The sequence below is a fragment of the Pseudomonas sp. H1_G08 genome (genome assembly GCF_054681355.1).
Window position 1 is genome coordinate 4,453,051 of sequence record NZ_CP162822.1, and the last position, 24,087, is coordinate 4,477,137.

Sequence of the window (24,087 nt, forward strand, 5' to 3'; positions counted from 1 at the left end):
ACTTGCCGCTTGCAGCTAGCCACTTGAAGCTGAATAAAAAAGGGAGCCCCGAAAGGCTCCCTTTTTTTATTTCACGTTGACCGTGATTTTTTCCGAAACGATCGATGGGTCGAACGGCATGTGGCCGCTGTCGCCGAGGATCAGTTGCAAGGTGTGCTTGCCCGGGGCCAGTTTGATCGTGGCTTCGGTCTGCGCCTTGCCGAAATGCATGTGGTGCGCGTCAGTCGGAATCGGCGCGCCTTCGGCCGGCAAATCATCGACGTCGATCAGCAGATGATGGTGGCCGGTGTTCTTGGTGGTGTCACCCGCCGGGGCCAGCGCGATGTTCTTGACGCCGAACTTGACCTTGAATTCCTGCGAGACGGTGGCGCCGTCCTCGGGAGAAACGATGAACACTTCAGCATCCTTCGGCGCCGGTGTCGCCGCACTGGCCAGCACCGAAAAACCCATCAGCACACCGGCCAACGCTGCACGAGACATAAAGCTTTTCATTTTCTTCTCCAGTTTTTCCGTAAAATCCGCACGGTCATGACAACTTCATGACCATTCGTTGTCGAAGGCACTCGACAACCATAGCAAAGCGAGCCTGAATCAGAGCGTCGCGATAATGATTTCAAAGGAGTGACCATGCGCCTGCTGCCTGGCCTGATCTGCCTGCTACCCCTTCTGAGCCCGCTGGCTCACGCCGAACTGATTGATGACGTCAACGACCGCGGCGAGCTGCGCATAGCCCTTGAGGCTAATACACCGCCCTTCAATTACAAGGAAGGCGACACCCTCACGGGGTTCGAGGTCGAGCTTGGGCAACTGATCGCCAACGAGCTGGATGTACGCGCCGACTTCATCGTCACCGACGAGGGCGACCTGCTCCAGGGCGTTGAAAGCGGCAAGTACGACGTCGCGCTCAACCACATAGCACTGACACCCGAACTCAAGGATCGTTTCGACTTCAGCGAGCCGTACGGCGAGGTCGACGGGCAGTTGCTGGCGAAGAAGGACGAGACGCCGCGACCGATGGTGCTGGTGCAGGCGTTGACCGAAGCGAAGCCGAAAGCGGCAGCGCCGGTCGAGTTGGCGATCCCGTTTCAGAAGGGTAATCCGGCATTTCAGGCCAGCCTCAAGAGCGCGCTGGAACGGATCAAGGCGGATGGGCGGTTGGCGGCGCTGTCCGAGAAGTGGTTGAAACCGTAAGAGCCCCTCACCCTAACCCTCTCCCGGAGGGAGAGGGAACTGATCCGGGGATGCTTTAGAGGTACGCCGACTTGGGATTGCTATAACGAATCCGAAATCGACTGATCATGGCTTTGTCGAATCTCTGGTCGCCAAGGTCTTTCAGGTCGATGGACAGCGCCAGACACCTCGGTCGGCCCCCTCTCCCCCCGGGAGAGGGCTGGGGTGAGGGCAACGATGGCGGATCAGTCCAAAGCCGCCAGAGTCACCGCCGCCTCAACCAGCTCAAGTTCACTGAAAACCCGAACCCCATGACGCTTGAGCAACGCCGCCGTCACCCCTTCGCCACTGACTTTGACCCCACTGAACGTGCCGTCATACGTCAACAGATTCCCGCAAGAGGGGCTGTTGGCCTTGAGCACCGCCACCCGAATGCCGTGCTTTTGCACCAGTTCCAGCGCTTGCCGCGCCCCCTCGAGAAATTGCGCGCTGACATCCTCGCCCTCAGTAGTGATGACTGCGGCAATGCCATCCAGCACCTCACCGCCCTGCCCGCCGGGAATCTCCGCCGCCGCCCGCGGCGTCGGCAATCCACCGGCCACCTCCGGACACAACGGCACCACGCGCCCTTCTTCGATCCACTGCTCGAGCAGATCAAACGGCCCGCTCGCGCCACCGTCATAACGCACGCGATGGCCCAGCAGGCAGCGACTGACCAGGATCTTTTCCATGTTCAGAACGGCTCGTTGCCACGGCGACGGAACCAGCCAGTCAGCGACAGCCGTTCGCGCTGGGCCGGCAATACTTCGTGAGGCACTTCGCCGGAGAGAAACACCACCAGGCAGCCGCCGGTCGGCTGCACGTCGTGCACGCGCTCATCGCCCAGGTACATGCGCAACTGTCCGCCGTCCTCCGGCAGCCAGGCGTCGTTGAGGTAGATCACCGCCGACACCATGCGCCGGTCATCATCGCGAAAGCGGTCGAGGTGCTTGAGGTAAAACGCGCCGGGCGGGTACAGGGCGAAATGGCATTCGAAATCCTCAAGCCCCAGAAACAAGCCGCGATTGAGCGCCTCGCGCAGACTGTCCATCAGGCTCAGGTAGCGGTCAGTGGCGTCGGCCTGACCCGGGTCGATCCACTGGATGTGATCGCCGCGAATACCCTCGCGAATCTCCGAAAACGGCCCGCGACCGACCGCCGCCGGCGCCAGCTCACCCTCGGCTTCACGTTTACGGCACTCAGCCGCCAGCGCCCGGGTCAGATCGGCGGGCAGGAAGATGTTCTGCTGCGACCAGCCGTGTTCGGCCAGGTCGTCGACAATGCGTAACAGCAGCGGGTGTTCAGAGGATATCGGCATGGCGCGCATAGTATGCCGACGGCGATAAATCCGACAGAGCCACGCAGCGCCTTGCTACGAATTCTCGACAAGTACCGGCACCGCACGGACAATAGTCCGCTGCTGACAGGAGTCCCTATGCGCCGTTTGCTTTTTTCACTGTTGATGTTCTGCGTATTGCCCGCCTGGGCGGACGGCCACGATCAGTTGTACAAGGTCGCCGGCTGGCCAGAACAACGCGCGCATTTCAACGATGCCCTGAGCGCCGCCCAGCAGCGCTATCAGAACAGCCTGCCGCCTGCGGTGTTTCAGGCGCTGGTCAACAACAGCAATCAACGCTTTGCCGCGCAGGCCATGGATCAGCGTGCCGAAGCGCAACTGCGGCAGAAACTCGCCGACCCGAAACCGGCGCTGACCTTCTTCCAGTCACCACTGGGCAAGAAAATCGTCGCCGCCGAATTGCTCGCAACCCGTCGCGATCAACTGGCAAAAAATGCCCAGGGCCTGCCGAAGATGCAGGCCAGCGACAGTCGCTTGCTGATCATCGGCCATCTCGCCCAGGCCCTGCCGGCCCGTGAGGCTGGCGCCGAGGTCAGCCTGGCGATTGCCGGCGTGGCAGCGGACAGCTTGAGTTCGATGATTCCGGGATTGCTTGGCGGTGGACAGGCACAGGGCATGCTGAATGGTCAGCGCCAGCGGCTGATGGATCAGATCGGCGCCGATCTGAACAACACGTTGCTCTACGTCTATCGCGACTTGTCGGATGAAGAGCTGGAAGAGTTTGCGACATTTGCCGAGTCGACCGAGGGCAAGGCTTACTACCAGGCGGCACTGGCGGCGATTCGGGCGGGGTTGGCGGTCGGCCAATAATCTTCGTTGCCTGAAAGATCGCATTCGCGAGCAGGCTCGCTCCCACATTGGATCATCAGTGGACACAAAATGTGTGAGCATCCCGAATTCCCTGTGGGAGCGAGCCTGCTCGCGAAGAGACCCGCACAGCCGCTACAGATTCCTGCCCCTGATCCGCTTGCTCAAGAATTCGAAATACTCCTCACGCATCTCCGCCGTTTCATTGGCCAGGTGATGCCGTGCCTCGGCCAACAGCAGAATCTGCGGCCGGTCGAACTTCCATTTCAACACCTGCAGATTGTGCTGCCAGTCGACAGTCATGTCCGCCTGCCCCTGAATGATCAGCGGCCGTCGCGGACTTTTTTCGCGTGCTCGACGCGGATGATCCAGCGCGACAGCGCGCCCACCCATTTCGTCGGCAGACGTCTTGGCTGCAACGGATCGGCCTGCAGAAACGGCAGAAAATCCGGATCGTTGGAGTTCTCGCTGAAGCGTCGCACGACCCCGCGTACAAACGGCCGCAGCAGGTAATAACTCAGCTGCGACCAGCCCCACGCCCTTGGTCGCACCAACGGCGCCAGCAGAATCACCTGCCCCTGCGCCGGGCTGTTCTCGCCATGGTTGAGCAGGTGATCGACGACAATCGCGCCACCGGTGCTTTGCCCGCACAAATGCCAAGGCTGCGGCAGCGCGATCGAGTTCGCTTCAGCGAACAGCGCCTGCAACACGTCCTGGTATTCAGCGAAATCACGAATGCTTGCCCGTGGCCCGCTCGACAGACCATGGCCCGGCAAGTCGCAGGCGATCACGGCGAAATCCTGATCCAGCGCCCACTCGATCACATGCCGGTACAGGCCGATGTGGTCGTAATAACCGTGGAGCAGAAACAGCGTCGCCTTGACCTTCTCCGGCCACCAGCAATGGCTGACCAGCTCGTAGCCATCGACTTCGAAACGACCCATGCCGCGCCAGACATCGCGCTCGGCGAAGTCGGTCTTGTAGAAGCGCTGATAAGCCTTCGCCTCATCCGATAACGGCTGCCACTCGGCCAATGGCTTGAGGCTCGCGCGTAAATGATCGGGGTCGAAAGTATCAGGCATGCGGACATTCCAGAACGGTAAACGGACTTTATCGGCCTGCGATATTCATCTGTAGAGGCAGACATGGCAAGCTAGCCGGCCTTTCGAGGATCGAAAACCATGCGCTCGCCCTACCGCACCGCACTGTTCGCCAGCCTGCTCGCGCTTATCTGCGCCGGGGTGTTGTGGGCGGCATATGACTGGTTTCAGGGCCGCTACCTGCGCGCGTTCAGCGAACATACGGCGGTATTTTCCGGCGACCCGCTGCGCCTGCCGGACAACCTCGCCGGGCCGGGAAATATCCGCCTCGTGCACTTCTGGGACCCGGCCTGTCCGTGCAATGTCGGCAATCAACAGCACCTGAGCGAGATGGTCGAACAGTTCGGCGCGCGTGGCGTGGAGTTCTTCGCCGTGCAAAAACCCGGCAGCCACGGCCAGTTGCCCGCCACCCTCGCCAGCCTGAAAACCATCGTCGTCCTGCCCGGCGCCGAACAGATCCCCGCCAGCCCTGCCGTGGCGATCTGGGATCGCAGCGGCAAACTCGCCTACTTCGGCCCGTACAGCGAAGGCCTGACCTGCAACTCCAGCAACAGCTTTATCGAACCGATCCTGCATGCCCTGACGGAAGATCGCCCGGTCAATGCTACCCACACCTTGGCGGTGGGTTGTTATTGCCCATGGCCGGCGGACGCGAAGTAAGGCATTCCGGACTTTTCAAGGACAGCGCTGCAGCGCACAGATGCTCTGTGCTAAATGTTTGCAGCCCGACGGGCGGCCTTCCCGCCTGCACAAGGAGTCACCATGAAGCGTGCGTTGATCGTCGTTGCCTTGCTCATCGTTGTCCTGCTCGGCGCCGCCGGCGGGTATATCTACAGCAAGCAGCCGACGCGCCAGGGCCAGGTCGAGTTGCGCAATCTGCAAGGCTCGGTGACCGTGCGCTATGACGAGCGCGGTGTGCCGCATATCCGCGCCGAGAACGAAACCGACCTCTATCGCGCCCTCGGTTATGTGCACGCGCAGGATCGTCTGTTCCAGATGGAAGCCATGCGCCGCCTCGCCCGGGGCGAGCTGGCCGAAGTGCTCGGGCCGAAACTGCTCGACACCGACAAACTGTTTCGCAGCCTGCGCATCCGCGAGCGCGCGGCCAGTTACGTCGCCAGCCTCGACAAGCAGTCGCCGGCATGGAAGGGCCTGCAAGCCTATCTGGATGGCATCAACCAATATCAGAGCAGCCACGCCGCGCCGATCGAGTTCGACGTGCTGGGCATCCCCAAGCGGCCGTTCACGGCCGAAGACAGCATCAGCGTCGCCGGCTACATGGCCTACAGCTTTGCTGCTGCGTTTCGCACCGAGCCGCTGCTGACCTACGTGCGCGATCAGCTCGGCGCCGATTACCTCAATGTCTTCGATCTCGACTGGCAGGCCAAAGGCGTTCTGGCCACCGATCACACCCGGCACGCACCGGCCCTCGCCGCCGGCGACTGGCAGGACCTCACCGCCCTCGCCCGCCTCAGCGAACAGGCGCTGCTCGACAACGGCCTGCCGCAGTTCGAGGGCAGCAACGCCTGGGTGATTGCCGGCAGCCGCAGCCAGAGTGGCAAGCCGTTGCTGGCCGGCGATCCGCATATTCGTTTCTCGGTGCCGTCGGTGTGGTACGAGGCGCAGCTGTCGGCGCCGGGTTTCGAGTTGTACGGCCATCATCAGGCACTGGTGCCGTTCGCGTTTCTGGGGCACAACCTCGATTTCGGCTGGAGCCTGACCATGTTCCAGAACGATGACCTCGATCTGATCGCCGAGAAGGTCAACCCGGCCAACCCCAATCAGGTCTGGTATCGCGGCCAGTGGACCGAGATGCTCGTCAGCGAACAACAGATCAATGTAAAGGGTCAGGCGCCGGTGACTCTCACCTTGCGCCAGTCCCCGCACGGGCCAATCGTCAACGATGCTCTTGGCAGCGCCGCCGGCAAGACCCCGATCGCGATGTGGTGGGCCTTCCTCGAAACACCCAACCCGATCCTCGACGGTTTCTACCAGCTCAACCGCGCCGACACGTTGGCCAAGGCCCGCGCGGCAGCGGCCAAGGTGCAGGCGCCGGGTCTGAATCTGGTGTACGCCAATGCCAAGGGCGATATCGCCTGGTGGGCCTCGGCCCTGCTGCCCAAACGTCCGGCCGGGGTGAAACCGGGCTTCATCCTCGACGGCAGCACGCCCGAGGCGGACAAGGACGGCTACTATCCGTTCAGCGCCAACCCGCAGGAAGAGAACCCGGCGCGCGGCTATATCGTCTCGGCCAACTTCCAGCCCGTGTCGCCGACCGGCATGGAGATTCCCGGTTACTACAACCTTGCCGATCGTGGTCAGCAGCTTGACCGTCAGCTCAGCGACAACCGGGTGAAGTGGAGCAACGAGGCCAACCAAAAACTGCAATTGGGCACGGCGACCGGTTACGGCCCGCGTCTGTTGGCGCCGCTGTTGCCGGTGTTGCGTGAGGTGGTCAGTGATCCGGCGCAGCTCAAACTGGTCGAGCAACTGGCGCAGTGGCCGGGCGACTATCCGCTGAATTCGATCAGCGCGACGGTGTTCAACCAGTTCCTCTACGACCTTGCCGATGCGGCGATGCGCGATGAGTTGGGCAATGACTTCTTCGAGACACTGCTGTCGACGCGGGTAATCGATTCGGCGTTGCCACGCTTGGCGGCCAAGGCGGATTCACCGTGGTGGGACAATCGCAGCACGCCGGCCAAAGAAACCCGCGCCGATGTCGTGCGCACGGCGTGGGCGGCAAGCATGGCGCATCTGAAACTGACCCTCGGCGATAACGTGGCCGGTTGGCAGTGGGGCGCGGCGCACACCCTGACCCACGGCCATCCGCTGGGGCAGCAGAAGCCGCTGGATCGCCTGTTCAACGTCGGCCCGTTCGCAGCGCCGGGCAGCCACGAAGTGCCGAACAACCTCTCGGCAAAGATCGGCCCGGCGCCGTGGCCGGTGACCTATGGACCGTCGACCCGACGCCTGGTGGACTTCGCCGATCCGGTCCATAGCCTGACGATCAATCCGGTCGGCCAGAGTGGCGTGCCACTGGACAGTCACTATGACGATCAGGCCGAGGCGTATGTGGAGGGGATTTATGTGCAGGCGCATTTCAGCGAGGAAGAGGTGCTGGCGAATACGCGCAGTACGTTGAAGCTGTTGCCTGCGCGGGCTGCGCGATAGATTGATGCAATCTGCACCGGCCCTTTCGCGAGCAAGCTCGCTCCCACAGGAGATTGCATTCCAAATGTGGGAGCGAGCCTGCTCGCGAAAGCGCTGTGTCAGCCGACATCTGAGTCGACTGACACTCTGTCTTCGCGAGCAGGCTCGCTCCCACATTTACAACCGGGTTGGCCGCAGGGTTGAGGCCAACCTGATATTGCTTAAGCCGATTGCGGTGCTGGCGCGCGGCGTGCGTCCGGTTGCTTCCACGAATCAGCCGCGCTTTCTTCGATGGCTTGCTGGATGGCTTTCTTGCGGGCTTCTTCGGCGCGGCGGCTGAAGAACCAGACGAGGAAGGTCACCAGCGACACCGCCAGCAGAATCAGACTGGCCACGGCGTTGATTTCCGGCTTTACGCCCAAGCGCACCGCCGAGAACACTTCCATCGGCAGGGTCGTCGAACCCGGGCCGGAGACGAAGCTTGCCAGCACCAGGTCATCCAGCGACAGCGCGAACGACATCATCCCGCCCGCCGCCAGCGATGGCGCGATCATCGGGATGGTGATCAGGAAGAACACCTTCCACGGCCGTGCACCCAAATCCATCGCCGCTTCTTCGATCGACAGGTCCAGCTCACGCAAGCGCGCCGACACCACCACCGCCACATACGCCGCGCAGAACGTAGTGTGCGCAATCCAGATGGTGACGATGCCGCGTTCCTGCGGCCAGCCGATCATCTGCGCCATGGCCACGAACAGCAGCAACAGCGACAGACCGGTGATCACTTCCGGCATCACCAGTGGCGCAGTCACCAGGCCGCCGAACAGCGTGCGGCCCTTGAAGTGGGTGATGCGCGTCAGCACGAACGCTGCCAGGGTACCCAATGCCACCGCAGCAACCGCGGTGTAGCAGGCGATTTCCAGCGAGCGCAGCACCGAGCCCATCAGTTGCGAGTTGTCGAGCAGGCCGACGTACCACTTGATCGACCAGCCGCCCCACACCGTCACCAGTTTCGAGGCGTTGAACGAGTAGATCACCAGAATCAGCATCGGCAGATAGATGAAGATCAGACCCAGTACCAGCATCAGGCTGGAGAAACGGAAGCGCTTCATTCTTTACCCTCCATTTCCTTGGCCTGACTGCGGTTGAACAGAATGATCGGCACAATCAGGATCGCCAGCATCACCACCGCCAGCGCGGACGCCACCGGCCAGTCGCGGTTGTTGAAGAATTCTTGCCACAGCACCTTACCGATCATCAGGGTTTCCGGGCCGCCGAGCAGTTCCGGGATCACGAACTCGCCGACCACCGGAATGAACACCAGCATGCAGCCGGCAATGATGCCGTTCTTGGACAGCGGAATGGTGATTTTCCAGAAGCTGTTGAAGGTGCTCGAACCCAGATCCGACGCGGCTTCCAGCAGACTCTGATCGTGCTTCACCAGGTTGGCGTACAGCGGCAGGATCATGAACGGCAGGTACGAATAGACAATCCCGATGTACACCGCCAGGTTGGTGTTGAGGATCTGCAGCGGCTCGTCGATCAGGCCCATGCTCATCAGGAAGCCGTTGAGCAGGCCGTTGTTGCTGAGGATGCCCATCCACGCGTACACGCGGATCAGGATCGCCGTCCAGGTCGGCATCATGATCAGCAGCACCAGCACCGTTTGCAGCTCCTTGCGCGCGCTGGCGATGGCGTAGGCCATCGGGTAACCGATCAGCAGGCAGAGCACGGTGCTGATAAAGGCCATTTTCAGCGAGCCGAGATAGGCGGCGATGTACAGTTCGTCGTCGCCAAGCAACGCGTAGTTGCCCAGGTTCAGCAGCAGTTGCAGCTTCTGCTCGGCGTAGGTGTAGATCTCGGTGTACGGCGGGATCGCCACGTCGGCTTCGGCGAAGCTGATCTTCAGAACGATGAAGAACGGCAGCATGAAGAACAGGAACAGCCAGATGAACGGCACCCCGATGACCAGCTGCCGGCCATTGGGGATGATTCGGTTTATACGGCGTTTGAATTTGCGCATGTTCATGAGCGAAGTACCACGCCGCTATCGTCTTCCCACCACACGTAGACCTGATCGCCCCAGGTCGGACGCGCGCCGCGACGTTCGGCGTTGGCGACGAACGACTGCACCAGTTTGCCGCTCGGCAATTCGACGTAGAACACCGAGTGCCCGCCCAGATAAGCGATGTCGTGGACCTTGCCGCTCGACCAGTTGTACTCGCAGGTCGGCATGTCGGCGGTGACCAGCAGTTTTTCCGGGCGAATCGCGTAGGTGACCGACTTGTCCTGCACCGAGGTACTGATGCCGTGGCCGACGTAGATCTGCCGGTCGAGGTCCTTGCAGGTGATGGTCGCGTGGCCTTCGGCGTCGTCGATCACTTCGCCTTCGAAGATGTTGACGTTGCCGATGAATTCGCAGACCAGACGGCTGGTCGGGGTTTCGTAGATGTCAATCGGGCTACCAATCTGCGCGATCCAGCCCAGGTGCATGATCGCGATGCGCTCGGCCATGGTCATGGCCTCTTCCTGGTCGTGAGTCACCATCACGCAGGTCACGCCGACGCGCTCGATGATTTCCACCAGTTCCAGCTGCATCTGCGAACGCAGCTTTTTGTCCAGTGCGCCCATCGGTTCGTCGAGCAGCAACAGCTTCGGCCGCTTGGCCAGCGAACGGGCCAGGGCCACGCGTTGACGCTGGCCGCCGGACAGTTGATGCGGCTTGCGCTTGGCGTACTGGCTCATCTGCACCAGCTTGAGCATCTCGGCCACGCGGGCGTCGATCTCGGCCTTGGGGATCTTGTCCTGCTGCAAGCCGAAGGCAATGTTCTGCGCCACGGTCATGTGCGGGAACAAAGCGTAGGACTGGAACATCATGTTGATCGGACGGTCGTACGGCGGCATGTCGGTGATGTCGACGCCGTCGAGGAAAATCCGCCCTTCCGTGGGCCGTTCGAAGCCTGCCAGCATCCGTAGCAAGGTGGATTTGCCCGATCCCGAACCGCCGAGCAGAGCAAAAATTTCGCCCTTCTTGATTTCCAGGGACACGTCGTCCACGGCAATCGTCTCGTCGAACTTCTTCGTGACCCGGTCGATTTTGACCAGCACCTGTTTTGGTGTCTGGTCGCCCTCGAGGGCTTTCTTGTAGGCGCCGGAGGCAACTGCCATTTACGAAACTCCCAACAGAAGCAGCAGTTCGCCCCGCAAGACGAACCCTGGATAGTTTGTGCGTTATTTGCCCGACTTGACCTTGGTCCAGCTACGGGTCATCAAACGCTGAATATTGGCTGGCAACTCGGTCGACACGTAGGTCTTGTCGAGGACTGCTTGCGGTGGGTAAACCGCTTCATCGGTGCGAATGGATTGTTCCATCAGCTTGTCCGAACCCGGATTGGGGTTGGCGTAACCGACGTAATCACTGACCTGGGCGATCACCTCAGGTTTCAGCAAATAATTGATGAAGGCGTGGGCCTCTTTGACGTTGGACGAATCCTTGGGGATCGCCAGCATGTCGAACCACAGCGCGCCGCCCTCTTTCGGAATCGAATAGGCGATGTTGACGCCCTTCTTGGCTTCCTCGGCACGGTTCTTCGCCTGGAAGATATCGCCGGAGAAACCGATGGCCACGCAGATGTCGCCGTTGGCCAGATCGCCGATGTACTTCGACGAATGGAAATAGGTCACGTAGGGACGCACCGCGAGCAGCTTGGCGGTGGCCTTTTCGTAGTCCTTGGTGTTGGTGCTGTTGGCGTTCAGGCCCAGGTAATTGAGCATGGTCGGCATCATTTCGTCAGCCGAATCGAGGAACGCGACACCGCAGCTGTGCAGCTTCTTGATGTTTTCCGGCTCGAACAGCACGGCCCAGGAATCGATCTTGTCGACGCCCAGCACAGCTTTGACCTTGTCGACGTTGTAGCCGATGCCGTTGGTGCCCCACAGATACGGTACGGCGTAGAGGTTGCCGGGATCGTTCTGCTCCAGGCGCTTGAGCAGCACCGGGTCGAGGTTGGAATAATTCGGCAACTGCGCCTTGTCGAGCTTCTGGAACGCGCCCGCCTTGATCTGCTTGCCAAGGAAGTGGTTCGACGGCACGACCACGTCATAACCGGTGCGCCCGGCGAGCAGCTTGCCTTCCAGGGTTTCGTTGGAGTCGAAAACGTCGTAGACCGGTTTGATCCCGGTCTCATTCTCGAAGTCGGCCAGGGTCGATTCGCCGATGTAATCGGACCAGTTATAAATATGCACCGTACCGGCGGCCTGGGCTCCGACAGCGATTGTCAGGCCGGCAGCGGCCAGCAGGGCTTTGCGCAAAGAAGAAAATACAGGCAAGTGGAGGTCCTCTAAATTGATTGGGCCCAAGTTGCCCCGCGCTGCATGACAGCCATGGCTGCCCGACAACAAAACCGGCGCGCAACTTACCCTCGAAAAACCGATCCAGCAAAACTTTCTGTCATTTAATTATCCGCTGGCCGCCGTCGCGACGACGACGGCCAGTGGTTGTGGCGACAAACCGGCTTATTTGCCCGATTTGATCTTGGTCCAGCTGCGGGTGATCAGACGCAGTGTGGCGGCGTCCAGATCGCTGATCGCATAGAGCTGCTTCTTCACTTCAGCCGAAGGATAGATGCTCGGGTCGCTGGTGATGTCCTTGTCCACCAGAGGCGTTGCCGCCTTGTTGCCGTTCGGGAAACGTACGGCGTTGGTGATGCCGGCCATCACTTGCGGCTCCAGCAGGTAGTTCATGAACTTGTAGGCGGCTTCGACGTTTTCGGCATCCTTGGGAATGGCGACCATGTCGTAGAAAGTACCGGCGCCTTCTTTCGGAATGGTGTAGGCCAGCTTGACCTTGTCACCGGCTTCCTGAGCGCGGGTCTTGGATTGCTCCAGGTCACCCGAGTAACCGACGGCGACGCAGATGTTGCCGTTGGCCAGGTCCGAGATGTACTTGGACGAGTGGAAGTAGGCGACCGAAGGACGGATCTTCAGGAACAGGTCTTCGGCAGCTTTCAGATCAGCCTTGTCCTTGCTGTTGGTCGGCTTGCCCAGATAGTGCAATGCCGCCGGAATCATTTCGGTCGGCGCATCGAGGAAGCTCACGCCGCAGCTTTTGAGCTTCTCGATGTTTTCCGGCTTGAACACCACGTCCCACGAATCGATCTTGTCGATGCCCAGCGCGGCCTTGACCTTGGCCGGGTTGTAGCCGATGCCGATCGAGCCCCACATGTACGGGAAGGCGTGTTTGTTGCCCTGGTCGCTGGCATCGCCAACGGCCTTGAGCAGGTCTTCGTCGAGGTTTTTCCAGTTTGGCAGCTTGGACTTGTCCAGCTCCTGGTAAACGCCGGCCTTGATCTGCTTGGCGAGGAAGTTGTTGGAAGGCACCACGATGTCGTAACCGGACTTGCCGGCCAGCAGCTTGGCTTCCAGGGTTTCGTTACTGTCGAAGACGTCGTAGACGACTTTGATCCCGGTGGCTTTTTCGAAGTTGGCCACGGTGTCCGGCGCGATATAGTCGGACCAGTTGTAGACGTGCAGCACCTTGTCGTCCGCGTGCACCGCTCCCGCCATCATGCCCGCCATGGACAGCGCGAGCAGAGTCTTGCCAGCTAGCTTTTTACCTAATGCCTTCATGCGTCATGCTCCAAATTTTTCTTTTTTGAACCACTTTGTTCAGCGGCCGAACCCGGACAACTGGAACCGCGGCTAGTCTGGCAAGATCCGAGGCGGTCTTTCAACAAAAGACCAGCCTTTCTGACAGCTTTGAGCGAGTGCGCCGCAGCTCCCCCGCCCAAAGCCTAGCACCTAGGCCTGCAGCGCATTGAGGGTCAGGTCCAGACACTTGCGTGCTTTTGTAACCAGCTCATCGATCTCGGCTTTGCTGATCACCAGCGGCGGCGCGATGATCATGGTGTCGCCCACCGCGCGCATGATCAGGCCGTTGTCGAAGCAGAACTGCCGGCAGATCATGCCCACGCCCTTGCCTTCGTAACGCTTGCGCGTGGCCTTGTCCTGCACCAGCTCGATCGCCCCCAGCAGACCGACGCCGCGAACTTCACCCACCAACGGGTGATCGTTCAGCTCGCGCAGACGTTTCTGCAAATACGGTGCCGTTTCGTTGTGGGCGTTCTCGATAATTTTTTCGTCGCGCAGGATGCGGATGTTTTCCAGGCCCACCGCTGCTGCCACCGGGTGCCCGGAGTAAGTGAAGCCGTGGTTGAAATCGCCGCCTTCGTTGAGCACGGCCACCACCGAATCACGCACGATCAATCCGCCCATCGGGATGTAGCCGGAGGTCAGGCCCTTGGCGATGGTCATCATGTCAGGCGCAAGGTCGTAGAAATCGCTACCGAACCACTCACCGGTACGGCCAAAGCCGCAGATCACTTCATCGGCAACGAAGAGGATGTCGTACTTGGCGAGGATTTCCTTGATGCGCGGCCAGTAGGTGTCGGGCGGAATGATCACGCCGCCGGCACCCTGAATAGGCTCGGCAATAAAGGCACCGACGTTGTCGACGCCGACTTCGAGAATCTTCTCTTCGAGCTGATTGGCCGCCCAGATGCCGAACTCTTCCGGCGACATGTCACCGCCTTCGGCAAACCAGTACGGCTGCGCGATGTGGACGATGCCCGGAATCGGCAGGTCGCCCTGCTCGTGCATATAAGTCATGCCGCCCAGGCTTGCGCCGGCCACGGTCGAACCGTGATAACCGTTCTTGCGGCTGATGATGACTTTCTTGTTCGGCTGGCCTTTGATCGCCCAGTAGTGACGGACCATGCGCAACATGGTGTCGTTGCCTTCAGAGCCGGAGCCGGTGAAGAACACGTGGTTCATGCCTTCTGGCGCCACGTCGGCAATCGCCTTGGCCAGTTCCAGTGCCGGCGGGTGTGCGGTCTGGAAGAACAGGTTGTAGTACGGCAGCTCGCGCATCTGCCTGGCGGCGGCATCGGCCAGTTCATCGCGACCGTAACCGATCGCCACGCACCAGAGGCCGGCCATGCCGTCGAGGATCTTGTTGCCTTCGCTGTCCCACAGATAAACGCCCTTGGCGTTGGTGATGATCCGCGGGCCTTTCTCTTTCAGTTGCTTGAAGTCGCTGAACGGGGCCAGGTGGTGATCGCTGCTCAGCGCTTGCCACTCGCGGGTTTGCGGGTTGTTGCTGGTCATGCCAATTCTCCTTGTTATCGGTGAAGGCGCGACGGCTGGCCGCCGCGCCCGGCGTATCAGACGGCGAAGAGCAGGTACTCACGCTCCCAGGAACTGATCACGCGCTTGAAGTTTTCATGCTCGGCGCGCTTGACCGCGACGTAGCCGGTGATGAAGGTCTTGCCGAGATACTTCTCGATGGTCGCGCTGTTTTCCATACGCTCCAGCGCGTCTTCGATGGTCAGCGGCAGGCGCAGGTTGCGGCGCTCGTAACCACGGCCAACCACTGGTGCGCTCGGGTTCAGGCCCTCGACCATGCCGATGTAACCGCAGAGCAGGCTCGCGGCGATCGCCAGGTACGGGTTGGCGTCTGCGCCCGGCAGACGGTTTTCCACGCGGCGGTTCTGCGGGCCGGCATCCGGTACGCGCAGGCCGACGGTACGGTTCTCTTCGCCCCACTCGACGTTTACCGGTGCCGAAGTGTCCGGGAGGAAGCGGCGGAACGAGTTGACGTTCGGCGCGAACAGCGGCAACAGCTCGGGAATCAGTTTCTGCAAGCCACCGATGTGGTGCAGGAACAACTGGCTCATGGTCCCGTCTTCGTTGGAGAAAACGTTCTTGCCGGTCTGAATGTCGATGATGCTCTGGTGCAGGTGCATGGCGCTGCCCGGCTCGCCGGTCATCGGCTTGGCCATGAATGTCGCAGCGACATCGTGCTTGAGCGCGGCCTCGCGCATGGTGCGCTTGAACACCAGAATCTGATCGGCCAGCGACAGGGCGTCACCGTGACGGAAGTTGATTTCCATCTGCGCGGTGCCGTCTTCGTGGATCAGCGTGTCGAGGTCCAGCTCCTGTAATTCGCACCAGTCGTAGACGTCTTCGAACAGCGGGTCGAATTCGTTGGCCGCTTCAATGGAGAACGACTGCCGGCCGATTTCCGGACGGCCCGAGCGGCCGATCGGCGGCTGCAACGGATAGTCGGGGTCGTCGCTGCGTTTGGTCAGGTAGAACTCCATTTCCGGCGCCACGATTGGCTGCCAGCCCTTGTCGGCATACAGCTTCAAGACTTTCTTGAGGACGTTGCGCGGCGACAGCTCGATCGGGTTGCCTTGCTTGTCGTAGGTGTCGTGGATCACCTGCGCGGTCGGCTCGATGGCCCACGGCACCAGGTACACGGCGTTCTGGTCGGGGCGGCAGATCATGTCGATGTCGGCCGGGTCGAGCAGTTCGTAATAGATGTCGTCTTCGACGTAGTCGCCGGTCACGGTCTGCAGCAGCACGCTCTCCGGCAGACGCATGCCTTTCTCGGCGATGAACTTGTTGGTCGGCGAAATCTTGCCCCGGGTGATCCCGGTCAAGTCGCCGATCATGCATTCGACTTCTGTGATCTTGCGGTCTTTCAACCAATCGGTGAGCTGGTCGAGGTTGTTACTCATAAATGCCTCTGGGCTGAGTCTGCTGACGCGATGTCAGGCAATTTTGACGCTTGCGGCGTCGCGTTAAAGGGGGCTTGCTCGCGCAGTGCCGGCTTACGCCTGGCACCGCGCATAGACAATGAAAGAGGAGCTTACCTGCCCTTGACGCTGGCGTTGCATTTCCCGTGCACTTTGCAAACGTGCAGAATCACAAGCATGACGCTGAGTGCGGCACGGGCTTTGAGAGGGAAAGAGTTCTATAGTGAAAGGAGACGCCATAAAGCGGATGCTGTGCCCGACGTCCAGAATATCGGACGCTGCCGTTTTGCCGGATGTTGACGAGAGTCTCGTCAACAGGCTGCGCGCCTTGCTGGCTGCGCTACGGACGGATTGATCGCCACTGATGTGATGAGCATGCAGACCGGACTGTTGCGAGCAGTCGGTGATGCCGATTAACGGCAGGCGAGACATGAAGCACCCCGGTATTATTGCTGTTATGGGTTTGACCGGAGCTTAGCCTTGTTCATTTTTTTACACAACACCCCCGTAAAAAATACAACACGGCCTGCTCAAGCCCGCAGCTGAGCAACGTTCAAGGTTTGAAAAAACGCCCCAAAGTGCCCCATAAATGCCCTTCAAGCGCTTTTTCGGGGCAAAAAAGGCCTCGCTTGACTTCGGCAGGCCGTTCGGGTTGACTGAAACCAGAAAAGATCAATGATTGATATTTTTAACAACAAAGGTGTTGCATCATGTCGGTACCCCCGCGTGCCGTTCAGCTTAACGAAGCGAACGCGTTCCTTAAGGAACATCCTGAGGTTCTGTACGTTGACCTTCTGATTGCGGATATGAATGGTGTGGTGCGCGGCAAGCGCATCGAACGCACCAGCCTCCACAAGGTTTACGAGAAAGGCATCAACCTGCCGGCCTCTCTATTTGCTCTGGATATCAACGGCTCCACGGTGGAAAGCACCGGTCTGGGCCTGGACATCGGCGACGCCGATCGTATCTGCTATCCGATCCCCGATACCCTGTGCAACGAGCCATGGCAGAAGCGCCCGACCGCGCAGCTGTTGATGACCATGCACGAACTCGAAGGCGATCCGTTCTTCGCCGATCCCCGTGAAGTGCTGCGCCAGGTGGTGACCAAGTTCGACGAGCTCGGCCTGACCATCTGCGCCGCCTTCGAACTCGAGTTCTACCTGATCGACCAGGAAAACGTGAACGGCCGTCCACAGCCGCCACGCTCGCCGATCTCCGGCAAACGCCCGCACTCGACTCAGGTCTACCTGATCGACGACCTCGACGAATACGTCGACTGCCTCCAGGACATTCTGGAAGGTGCCAAAGAGCAAGGCATCCCGGCCGATGCGATCGTCAAGGAAAGTGCCCCGGCGCAGTTCGAAGTGAACCTGCACCACGTCGCCGACCCGATCAAGGCCTGCGACTACGCGGTCCTGCTCAAGCGTCTGATCAAGAACATCGCCTACGACCATGAAATGGACACCACCTTCATGGCCAAGCCGTATCCGGGCCAGGCGGGCAATGGTCTGCACGTACATATTTCGATTCTGGACAAAGCCGGCAAAAACATTTTTGCCAGCGAGGATCCCGAGCAGAACGCCGCGCTGCGTCACGCGATCGGCGGTGTGCTCGAGACCCTGCCGGCGCAGATGGCTTTCCTCTGCCCGAACGTCAACTCCTACCGTCGCTTCGGCGCGCAGTTCTACGTACCGAACTCGCCGTGCTGGGGCCTGGACAACCGCACCGTGGCGATTCGCGTACCAACCGGTTCTGCCGATGCCGTACGTATCGAGCACCGCGTGGCCGGCGCCGACGCCAACCCGTACCTGCTGATGGCTTCGGTACTGGCCGGCGTGCACCACGGCCTGGTCAACAAGATCGAACCGGGCGCGCCTGTCGAAGGCAACAGCTACGAGCAGAACGAACAGAGCCTGCCGAACAACTTGCGCGATGCCCTGCGCGAGCTGGACGACAGCGAGGTGATGGCCAAGTACATCGATCCGAAGTACATCGATATCTTCGTTGCCTGCAAGGAAAGCGAGCTGGAGGAGTTCGAACACTCCATCTCCGACCTTGAGTACAACTGGTATCTGCATACCGTTTAAGCGTTGTAACGTCCAAAGAAACGCCGTTGGCTTCGCGCCCACGGCGTTTTTTTATGGCCGAACACAAAACCTGTGGCGAGGGGATTTATCCCCGCTGGGTTACGAAGCAGCCCCAAATCCATCCCACTCGGTGTGTCAGGAATACCCGGCTCTCAGGGTTTACGACTGCTGCGCAGCCGAACGGGGCGGTGCGACGTTTCGCTAAATCCCCTCGCCACAGGGTACTGGCAGACAACACCTGAACCGCCTCGTACAATGCCCGCTGCCCCGCAGGAGACTTCCATGACGCGTCCCGCCACCGTCCGCAAACCCCGTGCCCGCAGTCAGGCGCGGATCGATTCGATCCTCGATGCCGCACGCACGTTGCTGGCGGCCGAGGGCGTGGCCAGTCTGTCGATCTACAGCGTCGCCGAACGCGCGCAGATTCCGCCCTCTTCCGTGTATCACTTTTTCGCCAGCGTCCCGGCGCTGCTCGAAGCGCTGACCGCCGATGTCCACGCAGCCTTCCGCGCTTGCCTGCAAGCACCGATCGATCATGATGCCTTGCGCGACTGGCGAGATCTGTCGCGACTGGTCGAACAGCGCATGCTCGAGATCTACGACGAAGACGCAGCCGCGCGGCAATTGATCCTGGCGCAACATGGCCTGACCGAAGTCACCCAGGCCGACCGCCAGCACGACCTCGAACTGGGCGACCTGATGCACAAGCTGTTCGACCAGCATTTCGAGTTGCCGAGGCTGCCGGACGATGTCGATGTGTTTGCCCTGGCGATGGAACTGGGCGACCGGGTTTATGCACGTTCGGTGCAGCAGCACGGGCAGATCACCCCGCGCATGGCCGAGGAAGGGATGCGCGTGTTTGATGCCTATATCGGGTTGTACCTTCCGCCGTATCTACCCAAAAGAAATCTCTAGCGCATGCACCGGCCCTTTCGCGAGCAGGCTCGCTCCCACATTTGAAATGCGTTCCCCTGTGGGAGCGAGCCTGCTCGCGAAAGCCGCGCCGCCGAATCCGCGACAGGCACAAAAAACCCCGCAGGGCTCACACCCTCCGGGGTTGTTTTTTGCTCACCGGCTCACAACTTGGCGATGGACACCTCGGTGGATTTCACAAAGGCGATCACCTCACTGCCGACCACCAGCTCCAACTCTTTCACAGAACGGGTGGTGATCACCGAAGTGACGATGCCCGAAGCGGTCTGCACGTCGATTTCCGACAGCACGTCGCCGAGGACGATTTCCTTGATCGAGCCTTTGAACTGGTTGCGCACGTTGATGGCTTTGATAGTCATGGCATTGATTCCTGTCGTTGATAAAGGTGTTATTGCGCCCAGCGCAATTGCGTAGGCAGGGGTGAAACGGGTTCCGGCGCCGGCGGTTCGCCGGGCAGGGACAGAACACGGTTGAGCACTTCGGTTTCCAGTGCGGCGAGGCGATGCGAGCCACGCACCCTGGGGCGCGGCAGTTCGACGTGCAGGTCGAGGCCAACTTCGCCGTCCTCGATCAGGATCACCCGATCGGCGATCGCCACCGCTTCACTGACGTCATGGGTCACCAGCAGCACGGTAAAACCGTGTTGCTGCCAGAGCCGTTCGATCAGTTGCTGCATCTCGATGCGGGTCAGGGCATCCAGTGCGCCGAGCGGTTCGTCGAGCAGCAGCAGACGCGGCTGGTGAATCAGCGCCCGGGCCAGCGCGACACGCTGCTTCTGGCCGCCGGACAACGCCGCCGGCCATTCATTGGCGCGATCGGCCAGGCCCACTGCTTCCAATGCATCCAGCGCTTGCTGGCGCCAGTTGCCCTTGAGGCCAAGACCGACGTTGTCGATGATCTTTTTCCACGGCAGCAGCCGCGCTTCCTGGAACATCAGCCGCGTATCGTCGCGCGCCTGGCTGAGCGGTGCGGAGCCGGCCAGCAGCTCGCCGCCAGAGGGTTGATCGAGGCCGGCGAGCAAGCGCAAGAACGTGCTCTTGCCACAACCGCTGCGCCCGACCACGGCGACAAACTGCCCCGCCGGAATGTGCAGATCGATGTCGCGCAACACCTGGCGTGAGCCGAAGGTCTTCTGCAGGTTGCGCACTGCCAACGGAATCCCGCGCAACAGGCGTGGAGGTTGTTGAGCAGTCATGCCGCACCTCCCTTGGCAACCTGATAGGCCGGGTGCCAGCGCAGCCACACACGTTCAAGACCACGGGCGGCGAGGTCGGCGAGTTTGCCGAGCACCGCGTAAAGCAGGATCGCCAGCACCACCACATCGGTCTGCAAGAACTCGCGGGCGTTCATCGCCAGATAGCCGATACCGGAGCTGGCCGAGATGGTTTCAGCGACGATCAGCGTCAGCCACATAAAGCCCAGGGCGAAGCGCACGCCAACCAGAATCGACGGCAACGCACCCGGCAGAATCACCTGCCAGAACAGGCTGAAACCGCTCAGACCATAACTGCGCGCCATCTCCACCAACGCCGGGTCGACGTTGCGGATGCCGTGGTAAGTATTGAGGTAAATCGGGAACAAAGTGCCCAGCGCCACGAGGAAAATCTTCGCTGACTCGTCAATGCCGAACCACAGGATCACCAGCGGAATCAGCGCCAGGTGCGGCACGTTGCGGATCATCTGCACCGAGCTGTCGAGCAGGCGTTCGCCCCACTTCGACAGGCCGGTGATGAAACCCAGCACCAGACCGATGCTGCCGCCGATGGTGAAACCGAGTGCTGCGCGCCAGCCGCTGATCGCCAGGTGTGTCCAGATCTCGCCGCTGCGCACCAGACTGACACCGGCTTCGATCACCGCCACCGGTGCCGGCAGAATCCGCGTCGACAACCAACCGGCCGACACCGACAACTGCCACACCGCCAGCAGCAACACCGGCAACGCCCAGGGCGCGAGGCTGTGGATAAATTTGTTCATGGCCGCGCCTCAGCTCTGCGACGCGGCTTTGGGCAGGATGTCGTTGGCGACCATCTCGCCGAACGGGCTGACATAACCGGCGCTCTTCGGCAGTTCCGGGCGTTCAACGTCAAGATGCGGGAACAGCAGCTCGGCTACCCGATACGATTCTTCGAGGTGTGGATAACCGGAGAAGATGAAGGTATCGATGCCCAGATCCGCATATTCCTTGACCCGCGCTGCCACGGTCGGGCCATCGCCGACCAGTGCGGTACCGGCACCGCCGCGCACCAGACCGACGCCAGCCCAGAGATTCGGGCTGACTTCGAGGTTGTCGCGGCTGCCACCGTGCAGCGCGGCCATGCGTTGCTGGCCGACCGAATCGAAGCGCGCCAGCGAAGCCTGCGCACGTTGGATGGTGTCATCGTCCAGATGCGAAATCAGCCGATCCGCCGCTTGCCAGGCTTCGGCATTGGTTTCGCGGACGATCACATGCAGGCGAATGCCGAAGCGTACGGTGCGGCCGAGCCTGGCAGCTTTGGCGCGCACTTGTGCGATCTTCTCGGCCACCGCTGCCGGCGGCTCGCCCCAGGTCAGGACCATTTCCACTTGCTCGGCGGCCAGATCTTGCGCCGCTTCCGAAGAGCCACCGAAATACAGCGGCGGACGCGGTTGCTGGATCGGCGGATAGAGCAGCTTCGCGCCCTTCACGCTTATGTGCTCGCCGTCATAATCGACGGTTTCGCCTTCCAGCACGCGACGCCAGATGCGGGTGAATTCCACTGAGGCCTGATAGCGCTCTTCGTGGTTGAGGAACAGCCCGTCACCGGCCAGTTCTTCCGGGTCACCACCGGTGACCAGATTGAACAGGGCACGCCCGCCGGACAGACGATCCAGCGTCGCAGCCTGGCGCGCCGCGACCGTCGGGGAAATGATCCCGGGGCGCAGGGCGACGAGGAATTTCAGACGCTGGGTCACCGGAATCAGCGAGGCCGCGACCAGCCATGAGTCTTCGCAGGAACGCCCGGTGGGTATCAGCACACCGCCAAACCCCAGACGATCCGCCGCTTGCGCGACCTGTTGCAGATAACCGTGATCAACCGCGCGGGCGCCTTCGGCGGTGCCAAGGTAATGGCCGTCGCCGTGGGTCGGCAGGAACCAGAAGATATTGAGGCTCATGGAGTGGTCTCCTTGTGGATTCGAATTACTGGGCTTGGGAGCTTTGGGCCACAGCGGCCGGCGGGGTCCAGATCACATCCTTGATGCTCAACGGCTTGGGAATCAGCTTGAGCTGGAAGAACGTGTCGGCGATTTTCTGTTGCGCAGCGACCACTTCCGGGGTCAGGAACAGCGCGCCGTAGCCCTGGCGTTTCACCGAGGTCAGGGTGATGTCCGCCGGCAGGCCGAGCAGCGGCGCGACCTGTTGCGTCACGTCTTCGGGATTGGCTTTCGACCATTCACCAACCGCGCGCACCTCTTCGACGAGGGTCTTGATCACCTCGGGATTTTTCTGCGCGTAAGGTTTTGTGGCCAGATAGAACTGATGGTTGTCGACGATGCCTTTGCCGTCGCGCAGGGTGTGCGCTTGCAGTTGTTTCTCGGCAGCGGCCTGATACGGATCCCAGATGACCCAGGCGTCGACACTGCCACGTTCGAACGCAGCGCGAGCATCGGCCGGCGGCAGGAACACGGTCTGAATATCGCTGTACTTGAGGCCGGCGTCTTCCAGTGCACGCACCAGCAGGTAGTGCACGTTGGAGCCTTTGTTCAGGGCGACTTTCTTGCCTTTGAGGTCGGCCACCGATTTGATCGGCGAGTCTTTCGGCACGAGGATCGCTTCGCTGTTCGGCGCTGGCGGTTCATAGGCGACGTAGAGCAGATCCGCGCCAGCGGCCTGGGCGAAAACCGGTGGAGTTTCGCCGGTCACGCCGAAATCGATCGAGCCGACGTTGAGGCCTTCGAGCAGCTGCGGGCCGCCGGGGAATTCCGTCCATTGCACGTCGACGCCTTGCGCCGCCAGACGTTTTTCGAGCGTGCCTTTGGCTTTCAGCAGCACCAGCGTGCCGTACTTCTGATAACCGATCCGCAATGTCTCGGCTTGAGCTTGGGTGATGGCGCCGAAGGTGACAGCCGCAGCAAACAGAGCGACCAGACCACGACGCAAAAATACAGTGCGCATAGCGCTCTCCTTTTTGCTGTTGGGTTGTGGCTGCACCTGCTTGCCCGTTGGCGGGCGAGTAAGGCCAGTACTTCAAATTTCGATAAGGCTTAAATGCTCCAGCGAGCACTCAACAAACGTTCGTTCAGCAGGCCTGGCTCCAGCGGTTTCGGCCGGCGCGCCATGGCGCCGATGAACTGGTCCAGGGCCTCGTGTAACCGTTGCTCCAGGGCCGGCGCCAGTTGCGCGGCGGCACTGCCTTCGCCGTAAGCGATCTGGCTGTCCTCGGCGAAAATGCCCTGAAGCATCTCTTGGGCCTTGAGTGCCGACAGCACAGGCTTGAGGGCGTAATCGACCACCAGCATGTGGGCGATGCTGCCGCCCGTGGCCATCGGCAAGACAACCTTGTGGTTCAAAGCACGCTCGGGGAGCAGATCCAGCAGGGTCTTCAGCGCTCCGGAAAACGAGGCCTTGTACACCGGCGTGGCGATCAGCAGGCCATCGGCGTTTGCGATCTGTTGCAGCAGGTCGAGGACCTTCGGACTGTCGAAGCGCGCGTGGAGCAGATCCTCGGCCGGGAAGTCCCGCACCTGATAACTCACCACTTCCACCCCTTGCTGTTGCAACCAGCGTTGCGAACGCTCCAGCAGCACCCCGGAACGGGAGCGCAGGCTGGGGCTGCCACCGAGTGAGACGACCAGCATTGCAGATTCCTTTAAGCGTTACAGGCGAT

At 61.0% G+C, this 24,087-nt stretch carries 22 protein-coding genes and 1 pseudogene; 6 read left to right on the forward strand and 17 right to left on the reverse strand.

The genetic code is table 11. The annotated features are described in order from the left end of the window. Positions 1 to 66: 66 nt before the first annotated feature. Entirely contained in the window at positions 67 to 492 is a 426-nt protein-coding gene (locus AB4N85_RS20260) for a DUF4399 domain-containing protein (RefSeq protein ID WP_252868442.1), read from the reverse strand. Between the two features lie 135 nt (positions 493 to 627). On the opposite strand from AB4N85_RS20260, the gene AB4N85_RS20265 reads away from it, so the two are divergent. Further along, complete coding sequence (locus AB4N85_RS20265) at positions 628 to 1,191, forward strand: transporter substrate-binding domain-containing protein (RefSeq protein WP_122881787.1); 564 nt, start codon at positions 628 to 630, stop codon at positions 1,189 to 1,191. Positions 1,192 to 1,415: 224 nt separating this feature from the next. Here AB4N85_RS20265 and AB4N85_RS20270 read toward each other — a convergent pair whose 3' ends face one another. Both AB4N85_RS20270 and AB4N85_RS20275 read right to left on the reverse strand, forming a co-directional pair. Further along, positions 1,416 to 1,901, reverse strand: a complete 486-nt coding sequence (locus AB4N85_RS20270) for a 2-thiouracil desulfurase family protein (RefSeq protein ID WP_236167736.1) — start codon at positions 1,899 to 1,901, stop codon at positions 1,416 to 1,418. A gap of 2 nt (positions 1,902 to 1,903) precedes the next feature. Continuing rightward, the gene (locus AB4N85_RS20275; RefSeq protein WP_252868443.1) at positions 1,904 to 2,536 is read right to left on the reverse strand and encodes a 2OG-Fe(II) oxygenase; all 633 of its coding nucleotides are present in this window, start codon (positions 2,534 to 2,536) and stop codon (positions 1,904 to 1,906) included. 108 nt (positions 2,537 to 2,644) lie between these two features. Here AB4N85_RS20275 and AB4N85_RS20280 point away from each other — a divergent pair, with 108 nt between their 5' ends. Then, entirely contained in the window at positions 2,645 to 3,376 is a 732-nt protein-coding gene (locus tag AB4N85_RS20280) for a DUF2059 domain-containing protein (RefSeq protein WP_024014712.1), read from the forward strand. 132 nt (positions 3,377 to 3,508) lie between these two features. Here the strand turns inward: AB4N85_RS20280 and bipL are convergent. Continuing rightward, positions 3,509 to 4,455 (reverse strand): annotated as a pseudogene (bipL, locus tag AB4N85_RS20285) (phospholipase BipL). Between the two features lie 99 nt (positions 4,456 to 4,554). Here bipL and AB4N85_RS20290 point away from each other — a divergent pair. Together AB4N85_RS20290 and AB4N85_RS20295 are read left to right on the forward strand one after the other, a co-directional pair. Further along, complete coding sequence (locus AB4N85_RS20290; RefSeq protein ID WP_150637045.1) at positions 4,555 to 5,133, forward strand: DUF6436 domain-containing protein; 579 nt, start codon at positions 4,555 to 4,557, stop codon at positions 5,131 to 5,133. A gap of 102 nt (positions 5,134 to 5,235) precedes the next feature. Further along, a complete protein-coding gene (locus AB4N85_RS20295; RefSeq protein ID WP_460065639.1) occupies positions 5,236 to 7,647 on the forward strand; it encodes a penicillin acylase family protein in 2,412 nt (803 codons plus the stop codon). Positions 7,648 to 7,847: 200 nt separating this feature from the next. Here the strand turns inward: AB4N85_RS20295 and AB4N85_RS20300 are convergent, their stop codons facing one another. From AB4N85_RS20300 to AB4N85_RS20330, 7 genes are all read right to left on the reverse strand, one after another. After that, the gene (locus tag AB4N85_RS20300; protein WP_150637049.1) at positions 7,848 to 8,738 is read right to left on the reverse strand and encodes an ABC transporter permease subunit; all 891 of its coding nucleotides are present in this window, start codon (positions 8,736 to 8,738) and stop codon (positions 7,848 to 7,850) included. Further along, on the reverse strand, positions 8,735 to 9,616 hold the full coding sequence (locus tag AB4N85_RS20305; RefSeq protein ID WP_177327003.1) for an ABC transporter permease subunit: 882 nt from the start codon (positions 9,614 to 9,616) through the stop codon (positions 8,735 to 8,737). Before AB4N85_RS20305 ends, AB4N85_RS20300 begins: the two co-directional genes overlap by 4 nt. Before the next feature lie 35 nt (positions 9,617 to 9,651). Next, entirely contained in the window at positions 9,652 to 10,794 is a 1,143-nt protein-coding gene (locus AB4N85_RS20310; protein ID WP_016772662.1) for an ABC transporter ATP-binding protein, read from the reverse strand. A 63-nt stretch (positions 10,795 to 10,857) separates the two neighbouring features. Continuing rightward, complete coding sequence (locus AB4N85_RS20315) at positions 10,858 to 11,955, reverse strand: polyamine ABC transporter substrate-binding protein (protein ID WP_290127815.1); 1,098 nt, start codon at positions 11,953 to 11,955, stop codon at positions 10,858 to 10,860. A gap of 186 nt (positions 11,956 to 12,141) precedes the next feature. Then, positions 12,142 to 13,254 carry a polyamine ABC transporter substrate-binding protein gene (locus AB4N85_RS20320; RefSeq protein WP_039757472.1) on the reverse strand — a complete coding sequence of 371 codons (1,113 nt, stop codon included), beginning with the start codon at positions 13,252 to 13,254 and terminating at the stop codon, positions 12,142 to 12,144. A gap of 171 nt (positions 13,255 to 13,425) precedes the next feature. Further along, the gene (locus tag AB4N85_RS20325; protein ID WP_236167738.1) at positions 13,426 to 14,790 is read right to left on the reverse strand and encodes an aspartate aminotransferase family protein; all 1,365 of its coding nucleotides are present in this window, start codon (positions 14,788 to 14,790) and stop codon (positions 13,426 to 13,428) included. A 56-nt stretch (positions 14,791 to 14,846) separates the two neighbouring features. Then, positions 14,847 to 16,205 (reverse strand): glutamine synthetase family protein, encoded by a 1,359-nt coding sequence (locus AB4N85_RS20330; protein ID WP_016772658.1) that lies wholly within the window; start codon positions 16,203 to 16,205, stop codon positions 14,847 to 14,849. 728 nt (positions 16,206 to 16,933) lie between these two features. Between AB4N85_RS20330 and AB4N85_RS20335 the strand changes: the two genes are divergently transcribed. Both AB4N85_RS20335 and AB4N85_RS20340 read left to right on the forward strand, forming a co-directional pair. Then, positions 16,934 to 18,310: a glutamine synthetase family protein gene (locus AB4N85_RS20335; RefSeq protein ID WP_016772657.1), complete on the forward strand. Its 1,377-nt coding sequence runs from the start codon at positions 16,934 to 16,936 to the stop codon at positions 18,308 to 18,310. A 282-nt stretch (positions 18,311 to 18,592) separates the two neighbouring features. Beyond that, on the forward strand, positions 18,593 to 19,225 hold the full coding sequence (locus AB4N85_RS20340; RefSeq protein WP_041476873.1) for a TetR/AcrR family transcriptional regulator: 633 nt from the start codon (positions 18,593 to 18,595) through the stop codon (positions 19,223 to 19,225). 161 nt (positions 19,226 to 19,386) lie between these two features. On the opposite strand, the gene AB4N85_RS20345 is transcribed toward AB4N85_RS20340, so the two are convergent. The 6 genes from AB4N85_RS20345 to ssuE all read right to left on the reverse strand — a co-directional run bounded on the left by AB4N85_RS20345 (position 19,387) and on the right by ssuE (position 24,058). Continuing rightward, the gene (locus AB4N85_RS20345; RefSeq protein ID WP_003229256.1) at positions 19,387 to 19,602 is read right to left on the reverse strand and encodes a TOBE domain-containing protein; all 216 of its coding nucleotides are present in this window, start codon (positions 19,600 to 19,602) and stop codon (positions 19,387 to 19,389) included. Positions 19,603 to 19,631: 29 nt separating this feature from the next. After that, positions 19,632 to 20,438, reverse strand: a complete 807-nt coding sequence (ssuB, locus tag AB4N85_RS20350; protein WP_150637055.1) for an aliphatic sulfonates ABC transporter ATP-binding protein — start codon at positions 20,436 to 20,438, stop codon at positions 19,632 to 19,634. Next, the gene (gene ssuC, locus AB4N85_RS20355; RefSeq protein WP_027610511.1) at positions 20,435 to 21,217 is read right to left on the reverse strand and encodes an aliphatic sulfonate ABC transporter permease SsuC; all 783 of its coding nucleotides are present in this window, start codon (positions 21,215 to 21,217) and stop codon (positions 20,435 to 20,437) included. The genes ssuB and ssuC overlap by 4 nt, the downstream gene beginning before the upstream one ends. Before the next feature lie 9 nt (positions 21,218 to 21,226). Continuing rightward, the gene (gene ssuD / locus AB4N85_RS20360) at positions 21,227 to 22,375 is read right to left on the reverse strand and encodes an FMNH2-dependent alkanesulfonate monooxygenase (RefSeq protein WP_133335804.1); all 1,149 of its coding nucleotides are present in this window, start codon (positions 22,373 to 22,375) and stop codon (positions 21,227 to 21,229) included. Positions 22,376 to 22,400: 25 nt separating this feature from the next. After that, positions 22,401 to 23,375 (reverse strand): sulfonate ABC transporter substrate-binding protein, encoded by a 975-nt coding sequence (locus AB4N85_RS20365; protein ID WP_041476876.1) that lies wholly within the window; start codon positions 23,373 to 23,375, stop codon positions 22,401 to 22,403. Positions 23,376 to 23,464: 89 nt separating this feature from the next. Beyond that, positions 23,465 to 24,058, reverse strand: a complete 594-nt coding sequence (gene ssuE, locus AB4N85_RS20370; protein ID WP_016772651.1) for an NADPH-dependent FMN reductase — start codon at positions 24,056 to 24,058, stop codon at positions 23,465 to 23,467. Positions 24,059 to 24,087 lie beyond the last annotated feature (29 nt).

Coding starts and splice junctions, on each gene's coding strand:
- AB4N85_RS20325 (WP_236167738.1), bottom strand. CDS start 14,790: ATGACCAGCAACAACCCGCAAACCCGCGAGTGGCAAGCGCTGAGCAGC.
- AB4N85_RS20345 (WP_003229256.1), bottom strand. CDS start 19,602: ATGACTATCAAAGCCATCAACGTGCGCAACCAGTTCAAAGGCTCGATC.
- ssuB (WP_150637055.1), bottom strand. CDS start 20,438: ATGACTGCTCAACAACCTCCACGCCTGTTGCGCGGGATTCCGTTGGCA.
- AB4N85_RS20320 (WP_039757472.1), bottom strand. CDS start 13,254: ATGAAGGCATTAGGTAAAAAGCTAGCTGGCAAGACTCTGCTCGCGCTG.
- AB4N85_RS20330 (WP_016772658.1), bottom strand. CDS start 16,205: ATGAGTAACAACCTCGACCAGCTCACCGATTGGTTGAAAGACCGCAAG.
- AB4N85_RS20260 (WP_252868442.1), bottom strand. CDS start 492: ATGAAAAGCTTTATGTCTCGTGCAGCGTTGGCCGGTGTGCTGATGGGT.
- AB4N85_RS20295 (WP_460065639.1), top strand. CDS start 5,236: ATGAAGCGTGCGTTGATCGTCGTTGCCTTGCTCATCGTTGTCCTGCTC.
- AB4N85_RS20270 (WP_236167736.1), bottom strand. CDS start 1,901: ATGGAAAAGATCCTGGTCAGTCGCTGCCTGCTGGGCCATCGCGTGCGT.
- AB4N85_RS20365 (WP_041476876.1), bottom strand. CDS start 23,375: ATGCGCACTGTATTTTTGCGTCGTGGTCTGGTCGCTCTGTTTGCTGCG.
- AB4N85_RS20300 (WP_150637049.1), bottom strand. CDS start 8,738: ATGAAGCGCTTCCGTTTCTCCAGCCTGATGCTGGTACTGGGTCTGATC.
- AB4N85_RS20290 (WP_150637045.1), top strand. CDS start 4,555: ATGCGCTCGCCCTACCGCACCGCACTGTTCGCCAGCCTGCTCGCGCTT.
- AB4N85_RS20275 (WP_252868443.1), bottom strand. CDS start 2,536: ATGCGCGCCATGCCGATATCCTCTGAACACCCGCTGCTGTTACGCATT.
- AB4N85_RS20335 (WP_016772657.1), top strand. CDS start 16,934: ATGTCGGTACCCCCGCGTGCCGTTCAGCTTAACGAAGCGAACGCGTTC.
- AB4N85_RS20280 (WP_024014712.1), top strand. CDS start 2,645: ATGCGCCGTTTGCTTTTTTCACTGTTGATGTTCTGCGTATTGCCCGCC.
- AB4N85_RS20265 (WP_122881787.1), top strand. CDS start 628: ATGCGCCTGCTGCCTGGCCTGATCTGCCTGCTACCCCTTCTGAGCCCG.
- ssuD (WP_133335804.1), bottom strand. CDS start 22,375: ATGAGCCTCAATATCTTCTGGTTCCTGCCGACCCACGGCGACGGCCAT.
- AB4N85_RS20340 (WP_041476873.1), top strand. CDS start 18,593: ATGACGCGTCCCGCCACCGTCCGCAAACCCCGTGCCCGCAGTCAGGCG.
- ssuC (WP_027610511.1), bottom strand. CDS start 21,217: ATGAACAAATTTATCCACAGCCTCGCGCCCTGGGCGTTGCCGGTGTTG.
- AB4N85_RS20310 (WP_016772662.1), bottom strand. CDS start 10,794: ATGGCAGTTGCCTCCGGCGCCTACAAGAAAGCCCTCGAGGGCGACCAG.
- ssuE (WP_016772651.1), bottom strand. CDS start 24,058: ATGCTGGTCGTCTCACTCGGTGGCAGCCCCAGCCTGCGCTCCCGTTCC.